The organism is Collinsella sp. AM13-34, assembly GCF_003473055.1.
Taxonomy (GTDB): domain Bacteria; phylum Actinomycetota; class Coriobacteriia; order Coriobacteriales; family Coriobacteriaceae; genus Collinsella.
This window is the reverse complement of sequence record NZ_QRLE01000031.1, coordinates 1-14096: the sequence shown is the minus strand read 5'-3', so window position 1 is coordinate 14096 and position 14096 is coordinate 1. Positions and strand designations below refer to the sequence as shown.

General features: G+C 59.4%; 11 protein-coding genes. 10 read left to right on the top strand and 1 reads right to left on the bottom strand.

What is annotated here, in order from left to right; translation table 11 throughout:
- The first annotated feature begins 493 nt into the window (after positions 1-493).
- From DW151_RS09725 to DW151_RS09705, 5 genes are all read left to right on the top strand, one after another.
- Positions 494-2389, top strand: a complete 1896-nt coding sequence (locus DW151_RS09725) for a BglG family transcription antiterminator (protein ID WP_118335619.1) — start codon at positions 494-496, stop codon at positions 2387-2389.
- A 119-nt stretch (positions 2390-2508) separates the two neighbouring features.
- Positions 2509-2835 carry a PTS lactose/cellobiose transporter subunit IIA gene (locus DW151_RS09720; protein ID WP_117648559.1) on the top strand — a complete coding sequence of 109 codons (327 nt, stop codon included), beginning with the start codon at positions 2509-2511 and terminating at the stop codon, positions 2833-2835.
- Between the two features lie 46 nt (positions 2836-2881).
- Entirely contained in the window at positions 2882-3175 is a 294-nt protein-coding gene (locus DW151_RS09715; RefSeq protein ID WP_118335617.1) for a PTS sugar transporter subunit IIB, read from the top strand.
- Positions 3176-3184: 9 nt separating this feature from the next.
- A complete protein-coding gene (locus tag DW151_RS09710; RefSeq protein WP_118335615.1) occupies positions 3185-4534 on the top strand; it encodes a PTS sugar transporter subunit IIC in 1350 nt (449 codons plus the stop codon).
- Between the two features lies 1 nt (position 4535).
- Positions 4536-5990: a family 1 glycosylhydrolase gene (locus DW151_RS09705; RefSeq protein ID WP_255413779.1), complete on the top strand. Its 1455-nt coding sequence runs from the start codon at positions 4536-4538 to the stop codon at positions 5988-5990.
- A gap of 468 nt (positions 5991-6458) precedes the next feature.
- Here DW151_RS09705 and DW151_RS10800 read toward each other — a convergent pair whose 3' ends face one another.
- The gene (locus DW151_RS10800; protein ID WP_233543394.1) at positions 6459-7289 is read right to left on the bottom strand and encodes a C39 family peptidase; all 831 of its coding nucleotides are present in this window, start codon (positions 7287-7289) and stop codon (positions 6459-6461) included.
- A gap of 565 nt (positions 7290-7854) precedes the next feature.
- On the opposite strand from DW151_RS10800, the gene DW151_RS09695 reads away from it, so the two are divergent.
- From DW151_RS09695 to DW151_RS09675, 5 genes are all read left to right on the top strand, one after another.
- Complete coding sequence (locus tag DW151_RS09695; RefSeq protein ID WP_118335613.1) at positions 7855-9306, top strand: APC family permease; 1452 nt, start codon at positions 7855-7857, stop codon at positions 9304-9306.
- Between the two features lie 131 nt (positions 9307-9437).
- Positions 9438-10715: an amidohydrolase family protein gene (locus DW151_RS09690; RefSeq protein ID WP_117648122.1), complete on the top strand. Its 1278-nt coding sequence runs from the start codon at positions 9438-9440 to the stop codon at positions 10713-10715.
- Positions 10716-10832: 117 nt separating this feature from the next.
- The gene (locus DW151_RS09685) at positions 10833-12218 is read left to right on the top strand and encodes a sensor histidine kinase (protein WP_233543393.1); all 1386 of its coding nucleotides are present in this window, start codon (positions 10833-10835) and stop codon (positions 12216-12218) included.
- Positions 12219-12256: 38 nt separating this feature from the next.
- On the top strand, positions 12257-12991 hold the full coding sequence (locus DW151_RS09680; RefSeq protein WP_118335609.1) for a LytTR family DNA-binding domain-containing protein: 735 nt from the start codon (positions 12257-12259) through the stop codon (positions 12989-12991).
- Between the two features lie 92 nt (positions 12992-13083).
- Positions 13084-14028 carry a zinc dependent phospholipase C family protein gene (locus DW151_RS09675; RefSeq protein WP_118335607.1) on the top strand — a complete coding sequence of 315 codons (945 nt, stop codon included), beginning with the start codon at positions 13084-13086 and terminating at the stop codon, positions 14026-14028.
- The last annotated feature ends 68 nt before the right edge of the window (positions 14029-14096 follow it).

The window sequence follows — 14096 nt, the reverse complement described above, 5'->3', positions numbered from 1 at the left end:
GCCCTGGACAAGGCCGCCGAGACCATGGCCGGTCTCTCCGGCACCCGCATCCACGAGTAGTCCCTACTCCGTTGCCTCTCCCGTGGGCGCCAGGCAAAGCGCCCACAGACTAGCCTCTCTTCATGAGCCCCGCAGTCCGCTCCGACTGCGGGGCTTTTGCTGTTCACCTAGTCATTGGGGACAAACCCGGCACTTGGGGACGGTCCTTTCCTGCCGGCAGCTTGGGACAGTCCTTAATAGCCATTGGGGACGTTCTTAAACGACTAGTCAAACAACAACGTTCACAACGACTACTCATTTAAGTCTGTCCCCAATGACTGCCCAATGGCTGGAAAGGCGCATCCCACACCGACGCATTGCCTTCGGGCCCTCTCCCCAGGCTCTCCATAGCTCAGCTGGACTCCCCGCAACCTGTTCCGAGTTGGCGGAACGAGCGCGACGTGGAGTGTCATTCTTTACCGCGTTAGACTAGACGCAGGGAAAGGAGGAGGACATGGATGCTCGCGTCAAGCAGCTTGTAAATATGATCGAGGACGCTCAGCCTGTCGCTGTCGCGGTACTTGCCAAGCGTCTCGAGGTAAGCGAGCGCGCCGTGAGAAACTATATCCATCGCGCAAACGACAACCTTGCAGGGGTTGCACGCATCGTTGGCAGCAAGGGGCAGTATCGTATCGATGTTGCACGTGCAGATGAGCTTGCTCGCTTGCTAGACGGTGCGGCTCTGGCCCATCCGGGCATTCCTGATACGCGCGACGGCCGTGTGTCCTTCCTTCTTAACGACCTCCTCATGCGGTCCCAGTGGGTGACGATTGAGGAGTATGCGGATTTACTCTACGTTTCGGCGCGAACTCTGTCCAATGACATGCGTCTGGTAGAGCAGAAACTCGCCCAATTTGACTTAACGCTCGAAAAGCGCCCACGCTACGGAATCCGCGTTGCGGGCGGGGAGTCACAACGGCGCCTGTGCCTGGCCTCGCTGGTGAGGCCCGTGTTGCCCGACACCGACGATGCAAAGCTCGCCGAGCGCCTGCGGGCCATCGCCGCATGTGTGGACGATGCCCTGACGGCCTCGCCCGTCACGGTGAGCTCGCTGGCATCCCGCAATCTCATCATGCATCTTTACATTGCTCTTGGCCGCATCGAGCAGGGCTGCTATGTCCCAGCTGCAGAATCGGACGTTCAAAAACTGGAGGGAACGCGCGAATACGCCGCGGCTTTCCAGATTGCCGCAAACATCAAGGATGCCCTGGGCGTGAGCATGCCCCGAGAAGAGGTTGCCTTTATCGCAATCCATTTGCTCGGCAGGGGCACGGGCGTGCCCGAGAAGGGCTCTGCCGTTATCTCGGACGAGATGTGGGAGATTGCTTCCGAGATGGTACGTGCGGTCAACGATGAGTTTAGGTTTGACTTTAGCGGCGATCTTGAACTTCGCATGAACCTTGCTCGGCATATCGGCCCTCTGGGCTATCGCCTTGAATATCACATGCATATGGATAACCCCATGCTGCCCGATATCAAGACGAGGTTTCCGTTGGCCTATTCGATGGCAGCTGGCACCTCGCAGGTACTCGAGCGTCATTTTGGCAGCCAGCCCTCTGATGAAGAGCTCGGCTACATCGCCATGGCATTTGCCCTGGCCCTCGAGCAGCAAGCCGACCAGCCGCGTCGCAAGCGCATCCTGATCGTGTGCGCCTCGGGAGCGGGAAGCGCCCGTATGCTCGAGCACCAGTACCGCAAGCAGTTTGGCATGTATATCGATTCGATTGAGACATGCGATGTCGCCCGCGTGGGAACGTTCGATTTTTCGCACATCGACTACGTGTTCACAACGGTGCCGCTCAACGTCAAGTTGCCCGTGCCCGTCCGCGAGGCCGATTTCTTCTTGGAGACGAGCGATGTCAACGCTATCCGCAAGGTGCTGAGCGACGACACTGCGCAATCGGACTCCGTAAGCTCTTTCTTTAGCCGTGCCCTGTTCTTCAACCGCGTTGAGGCGCCGTCGAAGCAGGCCGTTCTCCGATATCTCTCCGAGCGCGCCGTCGAGAGCGGCCGTGTCGATGCCCAGTTTGCCCAAGAGGTCGCCGAGCGCGAGAACGCGAGTGCCACCTCGTTTGGCAATGGGGTAGCCATGCCCCATGGGATGCATCCCTTGAGCGCCGAGGCCTTTGTTACCGTGGGCCTGCTCGAACATCCCATTCTTTGGGACGAATACGGCCATGAGGTCGATATCGTCTTTATGGTGTCGTTTGCCCGGTCGGGCGGCGATGAGGCGCGGATCTTGAGCTCACTGCTCGCCGAGATCTTTATGGACCGCCAGGGGGTCGAGCGCCTACGCGAGCGCCGGTCCTGGCATGAGCTGATGGCGCTTGTGCAAGCGCATACGGCTTAAGACTTCTTTTGTCGATAACCCTGTCTGTCTACCTGCAATAAACCTCGAGGATTGCGGGCGGGAGATAGGCGTTTCGAATATTCAAGTACAAACCAAACATCACGGGAGAGGAGACCGTTATGGACGATCAGGGAACCGAGATGGTTTCGTTTCAGCTGGTCGCTGCAGCGGGAGAGGCACGCAGCCTTGCCTTCGAAGCCCTTGAAAAGGCAAAAGCGGGGGATTTTGACGCCGCCGCCAAACTCATGAAGCAGTCAAAGGATGCGGGAATCAAGGCTCACCACATCCAAACGCAGCTGCTTTCGACTGAGGCAGCGGGCGAGCATCTGTCGGTGGATGTGTTGCTGGTCCATGCTCAGGACCACCTCATGTGCTCCATGCTTGCTCAGGAGCTCGTGCAGGAGCTGATCTGCCTGTATGAGTGCACTGCAACCAAGAACGCCTAGCGGCGTGCGGTGACTATCCAACCAATCAATGCGAAGGGAATCCCTTATGAAGATCCTTCTTGTTTGCGCAGCTGGTCTGTCTACAAGCATTCTGATGAAGAAACTCGAGAAATATGCGGAGCAAAACGGCATCGAGCTCGATATCGATGCGGTGGGTATCGGCGAGCATCAGGAGACGTGCGCCAATTATGACGTGCTGCTCTTGGGGCCGCAGGTGTCCTACCAGCTCAACACCGTCAAGCAGGGGAGCGGTAAGCCGACCGCGGTCATCCCCGCACAGGACTACGGCATGGGCAACGCCGCCAACGTGCTGGCACTCGCCCAGTCGCTGTTGGGTTAGGAGGCGACCATGGAAAAGTTCATGACCCTGCTTCAGGAAAAACTGACCCCTATTGCCAATTTCTGCGGCACCGAGCGCCACTTTGCCTCCATGCAAAAGGGATTTATGAGCGCGATCAGCTTCATCTTGGTCTCTGCCGTCTTTATGATCATCGCCAACCCGCCGGTCACGGCCGACCTGGTGGCGCAGGGCGGGTTCTGGTCCGTCTTTGGCCCTTGGCTCGATTTTGCCACGGCCAATAAGCTCACGCTGCTCATCCCCTTCAACATGACGATGGGCATACTGTCGGTGATCGTGACGTTCGCAATCGCCTATAACCTGGCGGGCACCTACAAGATGCCCAAGCTTAACGCCGGCATGACCTCGCTGGTGATGTTCCTGATCGCCGCGGCTCCGTCGTCCTACTACCAGCTTGCCGACGAGTCCGTGCTCCAGGCGGTCCCCTGCACCTATCTGGGTGCGCAGGGCCTGTTTACCTCCATCATCGTTGCCCTGGTCTCCGTCGAGGTCACGCGCTTCTGCCAGACCAAGGGCATCACCATCAAGATGCCCGATGGCGTGCCGCCGTTTTTGTCCGAAACCTTTGGCGCCATCGTGCCTATGCTCGCCAACATCCTCATCTTCTTTGGCGGCAACCTGCTGATCCAGATGATCGATCCCACGCTGTCCATCCCCTCGGTTATCGAGAAGCTGCTCGCTGCCCCGCTTTCTGTCGCAGTTGACTCTGTGCCCGGCGCACTGCTTATCTGCTTCATGACGCTGCTGTTTTGGTGCTTTGGCGTCCACGGCAACATGATCGTGATGCCCATCACCGCCCCGGTCACGCTTGCCGCCTTTGCTGCCAACGCCTCGCTCTACGCTGCTGGGCAGCCGCTTGAGTTCCACCCGGTACTCATGTCGATGGTCATCAACCTCATCGGCGGCACGGGCAATACGTTCTCTTTTGTGGCGCTCTGCGCGTTTAAGGCAAAGTCGCAGCAGCTCAAGGCATTTGGCAAGGCATCGATCGTGCCGAGCTTCTTCCGTATCTCCGAGCCCGCGATCTTTGGCGCACCCATCATCTTCAACCCGATCCTCATGATTCCGTTTGTGCTGGGCGGTATGATTTCGGCCCTGCTGTATTGGGGTGCAATCTCACTGGGTCTTGTCTCTAACTTCTACATCTTGGTGAGCGGCACGTTCCCCATCTTCGTTCAGGGCTTTATCCAGTGCCTCGACCCGCGTATCTGGGTATTTACGATCGTTTTGATCGTGGTCATGGCTGTGGTCTGGTACCCGTTCTTTAAGGTGTGCGACAACCAGCTCCTGGCACAGGAGCAGGAGAACGCCGCGGCAGCTTCTGCCAAGGATACTGAGTAGCATGGGTTACTTTGACAGAACGTCTGCTGCCGGTATGCCCGAGGGCTTTTTGTGGGGCGGCGCGCTCGCTGCCAACCAGGCCGAAGGGGGCTGGAACGAGGGCGGCCGCGGTATGTCGCACTCCGACCTGATTCCACAGGGTCCCGACCGCTGGGATGTGATGTTTGGCAGGCAAAAGCCCGTGGATGATCCGGACAGGCTGTATCCATGCCGTTGGGGCAACGACTTCTTCCATCATTGGCGCGAGGACGTCGAGCTCTTTGCCGAGATGGGCTTTAAGTGCCTGCGTCTTTCAATTTGTTGGAGCCGTATTTTTCCCACAGGGATGGAGACCGAGCCCAACGGCGAGGGCTTGGAGTTTTACCGTCAGGTATTCGAGGCACTGCGCGAGCATGGAATCGAGCCGCTTGTGACGCTGTCGCACTACGACTATCCGTTGGCTCTGGTCGAGCGCTATGGTGGCTGGCAAAGCCGAGAGATGATCGAGCGGTATGCGCACTACGTCGAGACCGTCGGACGCGCGTACCAGGGCCTCGTGCGTTATTGGCTTACGTTCAACGAGATCAACAGCGTGGCGCTGTCCTATCTCAACGCGGGTGTCACGCTCGAGGATGAGCGTGACCGTGCAGCCGTGACCGCGGCGTTCTCGCACCATATGTTTATGGCGAGCGCTCGCGCTGTCGAGATTCTGCACAAGATCGATCCCGCAAACAAGGTGGGTTGCATGGTCGCTGCCGGTGCGACCTATCCGTACCGTTGTGCGCCCGAGGACGTATGGCTTGCGTATGAGGAGGACCGCGGCCGCTACTTCTTCACAGACGTGATGGCTGCGGGCGCCTATCCTGCTTGGAAGCTGCGTGCACTCGAGAAAGAGGGTGTTCACGTGCCCTTTGAGCCGGGCGATACGGAGTATCTGGCAGAGCATACGGTCGACTTCATCTCGTTCTCGTACTATTGCTCGCGCTTGGTGTGCGCCGATGATCAGGTGATCGCCAAGAAGGCGGAGGGCAACGTGTTCCCGACGTTGCGCAATCCGTACCTCAAGGATAAAGAGACTGCCTGGAAGTGGCAGATCGATGCGCTGGGTTTGCGCGTGACGCTTGCCGGCTACCACGATCGTTACCATCTTCCGCTCTTTATCGCCGAGAACGGTGTGGGCGGACTCGATGCGCTGGAAGACGGCAAAGTCCACGATGCGTATCATATTGATTACCTGCGAAGGCATATTCTTGCGCTGCGCGATGCAATTGTCGAGGACGGTGTTGACCTGATGGGATACACGCCGTGGGGCTGTATCGATTTGGTGTCGGCCTCGACGGGGCAGATGAAGAAGCGCTATGGCTTTGTTTATGTCGATGCCGATGATACGGGCAAAGGCACGTTCGATCGCTACCGAAAGGACAGCTTCTGCTGGTATCAAAAGGTCATTGCATCAAATGGCGAGGACTTGAGTTAACCCTTGCAAGCCTGCTGCCCCCGTGGCCCGTTTCGGCCGCGGGGGCTTTTGCTATTTACCTAGTCCCCGATGAGACCCTCATTCTGTGGGTAGTCATTGGGGACGTTCTTAAAAGACTAGTCATTTAAGTCTGTCCCCAATGACTGCGGAAACCCGGCACTTGGGGACGTTCCTTTTCTGCTGGCAGCTTGGAACAGTCCTTAAAGCCCGCATCAATCAACTGCGGAAAGCGCATCCCAGAATGAGCGTCCAACATGGGACATAGTTTCCCTTGAGGGCCTCAACCGGAAAATGCATCCCGGAATGTTGCCGGAAAGTGGAACGTAGTTTCCCAAACGGGCCGCTAACGGAAAGTGCATCCCGCTATTGAGCTCCAAAATGGGATGCGCTTTCCGTGTCGGCAGTTCCTGGCAGCCTGGGGCTACTCATTTAAGTCTGTCCCCAATGAGTGCAATGAGTGCCCAATGACTAGTAGTAGGCCCACATGGCTTCGATTTCGTTGAGGACTTCTACGACACCCCAGCGACGGGCGCTGCGGCTGGCCGAGTTGGGGTCGTAGACGCCAATCTGGTTGGCATCGTCGATGCCGTAGAGCACGATATAGTGTCCAACGCTGGTAAAGGTGCCGGGGCGAACCGATGCGATGATGGGCGCACCCGAGCGCAGCGCCTGGGTGATGGAGCTGCGATCGATATGGAGCTCCGTTCCGTTAAGGCCCAGCTGCCATGCGCCGCGCGTCATAAATGACCATTCGGTGGCGCCGGTGGGGGCATAGTTGCCCGCCTCGGAAAGGGCGCACATGTCGACCGGTGTCATATCGGTGCGGCCGGTCTTAAAGATATAGACCATGGTGAGGCAAGTGGGACCGCAAGCGTTTTCGCGAATAGTGCCACCGGCATAGGGCAGCTCCGACCACGCAGGGTCGATCTGATAGATATGGGGCATCGTGCCGGCTTGCCATTGCGAGCGCGGAGTCGAAAAGGCGAAAGAATAACCGGGCGCGACGGGGGCCTTGAGCAGCTTGTCCTCGGCGGTGGGCTCGAGACCGGCCGAGCCGTGGGACATACAGGAGCTCATAAGCACAAAGACCAGACAGATGAGGATAGAGCACAGCGCGAGGCAAAGCCGACGAGCCGGCAGGGCGGGGGCATTCACGTACGATGTCGAGCGGTAGGGCTTGCCGTCGCGTCCGCCTTGGGGATGCGAAAAGAAGCGGATGATATGGCTGCCGGGCTGACGTGCGCCGTTGCGGCGCAGTTGCGGAACCTCGGCTTGGCGCTGTCGAGTGCGCGCGCCCAAGCGGCTATCTTGCTGTGCGCTTGTGCCCGTGCTCGGACGGCCACTCTGCCGTGTTCTGTTTGTCTGCTGCCGAGACGAAGGCCTGGGTTGCTCTTGAGGGCGTTGCGGATTGCTGCTCGTGGCACTTCTGGGCGTCGGCGTGGTGCGGCCAGCAAGGCGAACGCTTTGTCGCCGTTGATCACCGTCGTTGTATCCGTATGCCATTCGTACCGCCTTGTCTCATGTATAACCTGTCTATCCTACAAAAAAGATGTGCAACAAAAGGGTCCGCGCGTCAAAAGCTCGGTAAACGGTACGAAAGGCGCAAAACACACGGCCTCAAAAACATCTCTATATGCGTCCGATGAGCGTACGCCCGTCGGACGGGCGACAACAATGAGCGGCAAACCGTGCCGTTCGTCCCAAAAACGGCGCCGCTCGTTTTGCAGTTCTGCCTTCGGTCGAGCCGCAAGCGGCGCTGCTGTGCCAAGGCCGTATCTTAAAGCCACGAAATAAAAGCGCGCGGCAAAACAGACCGCGCAAGGGGTGACGTCAAAGAGGCGTCAATAAGGAAAGGAGGGGAACAATGGCGGACAAGAACGCAGAAGTTGCAGTCGAAGGTAACGGTGGCATGAAGAAAACGCTTTCGCTCTGGAACTTCTTCACCATCGGTTTCGGTGCCATCATCGGAACTGGCTGGGTTCTGCAGGTCGGCGACTGGATGGTCGTGGGCGGCGGTCCCGTTCCCGCTATGATCGCATTCCTCTTGGGTGCAATCTTTCTCGTGCCCGTCGGAGCTGTTTTCGGTGAGCTCACGGCTGCTATCCCCATCTCGGGCGGCATCGTCGAGTATGTCGATCGTAGCTTTGGCCGTACGCTGAGCTATATCACCGGTTGGCTCCTGGCCCTGGGCAACGGCATCCTGTGCCCGTGGGAGGCAATCGCTATCTCGACCCTCGTGTCCGAGATGTTCGGCAGCCTGCCCGGTCTTGAGTGGCTGCGTGCCGTCAAGCTCTATACCATCCTGGGCGCCGACGTTTACCTGTTCCCGACGCTGATCGCGCTCGGCTTTGCAACCTACGTCATCTTCCTCAACTTCCGCGGTGCCAGCTCGGCCGCCAAGCTCCAGGCCTTCCTGACTAAGGCTCTGCTCTGCGGCATGCTGCTCGCCATGGGTGTCTCGCTGTTCACCGGTTCGCCGGAACACGCCATGCCCGTGTTCTCCCAGGTCACCGGTGCTGGCGGCGGCAAGCCCGCTACCGAGGGCACCAGCCTGTTCGCCGGCATCGTGTCGGTCCTGGTTCTGACCCCGTTCTTCTACGCCGGCTTCGATACCATTCCTCAGCAGGCTGAGGAAGCAGCCGAGGGCCTCAACTGGAACAAGTTCGGCAAGATTATCTCCCTGGCCCTGCTGGCCGCCGGCGGCTTCTACATGGTCTGCATCTACTCGTTCGGCACCATCCTCGACTGGCATGAGTTCGTTAAGAGCCCGGTTCCCGCACTCGCCTGCCTCAAGGGCATCAACATGCTCCTGTACTTGGCCATGCTCGTCATCGCCACGCTTGGACCCATGGGCCCGATGAACTCCTTCTACGGCGCCACGAGCCGCATCATGCTCGCCATGGGCCGTAAGGGCCAGCTGCCCGAGAAGTTCGCCGAGGTCGATCCCAGCTCCGGCGCTCCCAAGCTCGCCTGCGTCGTTCTGGCCGTCATCACCGTCGTCGGTCCGTTCCTGGGCAAGAACATGCTCATCCCTCTGACCAACGTGTCGGCTCTCGCCTTCATCTTCTCCTGCGGCATGGTCGCCCTCGCTTGCCTGCGCATGCGCTTTACCGAGCCCGACCTGCCTCGTCCCTACGAGGTGCCCGGCGGCAAGTTTGGCATCAGTCTCGCTGTTGCTGCCTGCGCCGTCATCATCGGCCTGCTCGTGATCCCGTTCTCTCCCGCCTCCCTCAACATGGTGGAGTGGAGCATCGTGATCGGCTGGCTGGCCATTGGCCTGGCCCTCATGGCCTTCACCAATTCCCGCAAAAAGTAACGCCTAGCCGGGGCGGATCGGGTGCGCGGGATCCTCTCTTCCGCGCACCGAACCCGGCACCACTTGGGTAGTTTTGTGAGGCCTTAACCCAACACGGCCTCGCCCACTATATGGATCCATAAGGAGGAACCATGTCCACTAAGTATGCAATCGTTGGCGGCAAGCTCATCGACGGTACCGGTGCCGAGCCGGTCGAGAACTCCCTCGTTCTCGTCGACGACAACGGCAAGATCGAGTATGCCGGTGCTATGCAGGACCTTCCCGAGGGCGTTGAGGTTATCGACGCCGCCGGCAAGACCGTCCTTCCCGGCCTGATCGACACCCACCTGCACTTCTCGGGCAACCTGACCGACGATGACACCGATTGGGTTATGCAGCCGCTCCTCGAGAAGCAGGCCGTCGCCGTCAAGCAGGCCTACGACTGCCTCACCCACGGCCTCACCACCGTCTGCGAGATCGGCCGCTTTGGTATCCAGATCCGTGACTGCATCGACAAGGGCGTCTTCAAGGGCCCGCGCGTTCTGGCCACCGGACTCGGCTTCTGCCGTGTTGCCGGTCACGGTGACTCCCACCACTGCAGCCAGGAGCTCAACAAGGAATCGCACCCCTGGGGCGATCAGGTCGACGGTCCTTGGGATCTGCGTAAGGCCGTCCGTCGTCGCCTGCGCGAGAACCCCGATGCCATCAAGATCTGGGCTACCGGTGGCGGCATCTGGCGCTGGGACTCCGGTCGCGACCAGCACTACTGCTCCGAGGAGATCCAGGCCGTGATCGAAGAGGCCAAGTTGGTCGGCATCCCCGTGTGGAGCCACTGCTACAACAACCACGCCGCTGCCTACGATTCCGTCCGCTTTGGCTGCGAGCAGCTGATCCACGGTTTCGATATCGATGAGCGCACCATGGACCTCATGGCCGAGCAGGGTACCTTCTTCACCCCGACGATCGCCTTCCTGCCCACCTGGTACGCCACCTATCCGCCCGTCTACGTCCCCGAGCTGCACGACAAGTACGAGGGTACCCTGGTCGAGAAGGAGCTCCAGCGCAACTACGACTGTCTGCGCGAGGCCAAGAAGCGCGGCGTCGTCATGACGATCGGCTCCGACTCCTTCTCCTTCGTCACCCCGTACGGCACCTGCTCCATCGAGGAGATGTACGAGTTCGTCGACAAGATCGGCTTCACCCCGGTCGAGACCATCACCTGCGCTACCCTCAACGGTGCCAAGATGTGCCACATCGAGGACGAGACCGGTTCCATCGAGGCTGGCAAGTGCGCCGACCTGCTGGTCGTCAACGGTGACGTCGCCGCCGACATCCACGTGCTCAACACCGACAACATGGACGTCATCATGAAGGACGGCTGGATCGTCGAGGCTGGCACCTTTGGCGAGGCCAACAAATACAGCGCCTAAGATACCGTTTGTCGATGGCTGGATGTAAAACACATTTTTTGATTGCATAATGCAATGGAGAGGGTCGCTTGCGGCCCTCTTTATTGCTATGGGTGCTACGGACAAGAGGGGATGACGGTGGATTTAAACAGGCTGATTCTGGGCAAGAGCTACAACTCTACCAAGGTCTTTCGTACGGCCCAGCATGTGGTCCAGGCCATCCTGCTCGGTGTTGTCGTTCCGGCGCTTATCCTGTTGCTTATCTGGGATTTAACCGATAATCCCAATCCCGTTCCGGGCGTTGTCGTTATTGCCGGCCTGGTCATGCTGTGCTTCTTTTTCTCGTATGTCTTTGTGGTCCCCGACGACCTCACATCGAGCGCAACCGACCGTACGCTCGCCATCGCATCAAAAATATTCGCCTACACGTCGCGCGGCCTTACGCCCGAAGCGGCCCAGGGCGCCTCTAAGATCATCCTGTCCGAGACCATCGCCTCTGCCATCTGCTTTACCGATGGCAAACAGGTGTTGGCAAGCTGGGGCGAGGACTCGGCAAGGTGCCCTGCCGGCACCCCGGTCGTGCTCAAGACCACGCTCAACGTGATCGAGTCCGGCGAACAGAGCGTATTTTCGCGCGACGCCTCCAATGAGACGGGCGGCTTTTTTCCCCGTCTGCGCGCCGGCATTGTCGCGCCACTGACCGTGCGCGGGCATTGCGTGGGCACGCTCGAGCTGTATTACCCCCGTCTGAGCAGCATCGATATGCGCCAGACGGCGTTAGCCTCGGGCTTTGCCGATCTCATTTCCACGCAGCTCGCCAGCTTTGAGCTCGAGCGTCAGGACGAGCTCACGGCCCGCGTTGAGCTTCGCGCCCTGCAGTCGCAGGTCGACCCGCATTTTCTCTTCAATACCATCAGCACGATCGTGTCGCTCGTTCGAACCGAGCCCGACAAGGCACGATCGCTGCTCATCGATTTTTCCAATTACTATCGTCAGACGCTTTCTGACTCCGATACCCTCACCACGCTCGAGCACGAGGTGGAACAGGGCACTCGTTATATCAATCTTATGCAGGCCCGGTATGGCGATGGCCGTCTGCGCGTCTCGGTCGACATCGACTTTGAGGTGCGCGACAGCCTGGTACCGCCGTTTATCTTGCAGCCGCTGCTCGAAAACTGCATCAAGCATGCGCAGCGCGAGACCGAGCCGCTTACTATTCATGTTAGGGCTTTCGAGACCGATGACGGCTTGGAGATCATCGTCGAAGATGACGGCATCGGCATGAGCGAAGAAGTCTGCGCGCACCTGTTTGAGCAGCATCGTCGAGAGGAGCCCGAGAGCATTACCGCCGACGGCTCCATCAAGCGAGGCTGCGGCCTGGCACTCTTCAACGTGCTTCAGCGCATCCATTTCTTTTACGGGGAAGATTCTGGCATGCGCGTGAAGTCCCAGGAGGGTGTGGGAACGCAGGTCATCGTTGAGTTGAACGGCGAGCCGCATGAGCCGGCGCCGCTGACGGTGTAGCACGCGGTTGGATTGAGAGAAAAAGAGGGGAAGCGCATATGTCCGAAGACTGGAACATCTTGGTGGTTGATGACGAGCCTCCTATTAGGGCCGAGCTACGCTATCTGTTGGAAAAGGATGCACGTGTGGGCCAGATTGCCGAGGCGGGCAATGTCACCGAGGCTGTGGAGTCGATTCTGTCGAACAAGCCCGACGTGCTGTTTTTGGACATCACGATGCCCGGGCGCTCGGGAATTGAGCTAGCCGAGACCCTGCAAAACCTAAAGACGCCGCCGGTGGTGGTGTTTGTGACGGCGTTTGCAGAGTTCGCGGCCGACGCGTATAACCTCGATGCTGTCGACTATGTCGTCAAGCCGGTCGAGGACGCGCGCCTGTCGAAGGCGCTCGACAAGATCGAAACCGCCCTGGGTGTTCGTCGCGCTGTCCATACCCCGCGCCAGCCCCTTCGCCTGACGGTGGACCGCGGGGGTAAAAAGGTGTTCATCCCCGTGGCGGATGTCTGCTACTTTGAGGCGCGTGCCGATTTTTGCAACGCCGTCTGCGCCGAGGGAACATACCTGATCAATGAGTCGATCTCTTCGCTCGAGCGTCGCTTGGCCTCCGAGGGCTTTATCCGCGTCCATCGCAGCTATCTGGTCAATTTGGAAGACGTGCACAATGTTGAGATTGGCTCCACGGGGTTGATGGAGCTCAGGCTCGACCGCGTGAGCTCGACGGTGCCGGTGTCCCGTCGTCGCGCTGCCGAGGTTAAGGCGCACTTGGGGCTTGCGTAGGCGGTCCGCATGCCATCGTTTGCCACTGCAGGTTTGGCGTGACCGTGCGGTGGGCATAATGGGTGACATCGAATGAAATCGAAAGGAACAATATGCCCGCGCTCATTACGCATCATCTGTTTGGCGAGGAAAGCATCGACCGTCTTCCTCAGGGCGTTATTACGTCCGACGAGGAGCGCATCGCCTTTATCCTGGGAAACCAAGGTCCCGACCCGTTTTTCTTCCACATGCTCACGCCGCGCATTTCCGACTGTACGTCGCTTGCTCAGGTCATGCACCGCTCGCGCATGTCGCGCCAGTTCTCGTGCCTGCGCGATGGCGTGTCGCACCTGCAGCCGCGCGATGCCAATCTGGGTCGCGCGTTTGCGCTGGGCCTGCTGTCGCACTATGTGCTCGACCGCAATGCCCATCCCTTTGTCTACGAGCAGCAGTTTGGCATTGTTGAGTCCGACCCCGAGCTCGAGGCTTCGGGCAGTCAAGTTCACGCCGTGCTCGAAAGCGACCTGGACGTGCTGATGCTGCAGCTTAAACGTGACGGGGCCACGGTCGAGGATTATCCGCCGGCGGGCGAGATCGTCACTACCGACCGCATCAATCGCGTTGCCGGCGTGCTGATGAGCTACGTCGCCGGGCGCGTGTACGGTATCGACATCCCGGCGGGGGAGTACGCCGGCGCCGTAGCCGACATGCAGCTGCTCTACCGTACTATCGAGCCGGCCGGTTCGGCCAAGACGCGCGCGATTGCCCTGCTCGAGGGCTTGGTGCACGATTATTCGCTGCTCGACGGCCTTGCGCACCGCGTGACGACCGAGCTGCCCGAGCGTACCGGCAACCTGGGCCACTTGGCATGGAAGAACCCCTTTACTGATGAAGTCTCGACCGAGAGTTTCCCCGAGGTCTTTGACCGCGCGCTGGTCGATTACGAGTGCACGGTCGCCCGCTTTATCGAGACCGGCGATATGGAAGCCGTGACCAACCACGTCAATTACAGCGGTCGCGTGCTCGGTGCCGACGAAGAGTTCGACCGCGAGGAGTAGGGCTCGTGCGTGCCCCTTTGCCGAATCGGTTGATTTCCGATCTCAGCCGAACACATTGAGCAAATAGG

Bases quoted from the DNA above. Each gene is read 5' to 3' on its own strand.
- DW151_RS09725 (WP_118335619.1), top strand. From the start codon at position 494: ATGGATGCTCGCGTCAAGCAGCTTGTAAATATGATCGAGGACGCTCAG.
- DW151_RS09720 (WP_117648559.1), top strand. From the start codon at position 2,509: ATGGACGATCAGGGAACCGAGATGGTTTCGTTTCAGCTGGTCGCTGCA.
- DW151_RS09715 (WP_118335617.1), top strand. From the start codon at position 2,882: ATGAAGATCCTTCTTGTTTGCGCAGCTGGTCTGTCTACAAGCATTCTG.
- DW151_RS09710 (WP_118335615.1), top strand. From the start codon at position 3,185: ATGGAAAAGTTCATGACCCTGCTTCAGGAAAAACTGACCCCTATTGCC.
- DW151_RS09705 (WP_255413779.1), top strand. From the start codon at position 4,536: ATGGGTTACTTTGACAGAACGTCTGCTGCCGGTATGCCCGAGGGCTTT.
- DW151_RS09695 (WP_118335613.1), top strand. From the start codon at position 7,855: ATGGCGGACAAGAACGCAGAAGTTGCAGTCGAAGGTAACGGTGGCATG.
- DW151_RS09690 (WP_117648122.1), top strand. From the start codon at position 9,438: ATGTCCACTAAGTATGCAATCGTTGGCGGCAAGCTCATCGACGGTACC.
- DW151_RS09680 (WP_118335609.1), top strand. From the start codon at position 12,257: ATGTCCGAAGACTGGAACATCTTGGTGGTTGATGACGAGCCTCCTATT.
- DW151_RS09675 (WP_118335607.1), top strand. From the start codon at position 13,084: ATGCCCGCGCTCATTACGCATCATCTGTTTGGCGAGGAAAGCATCGAC.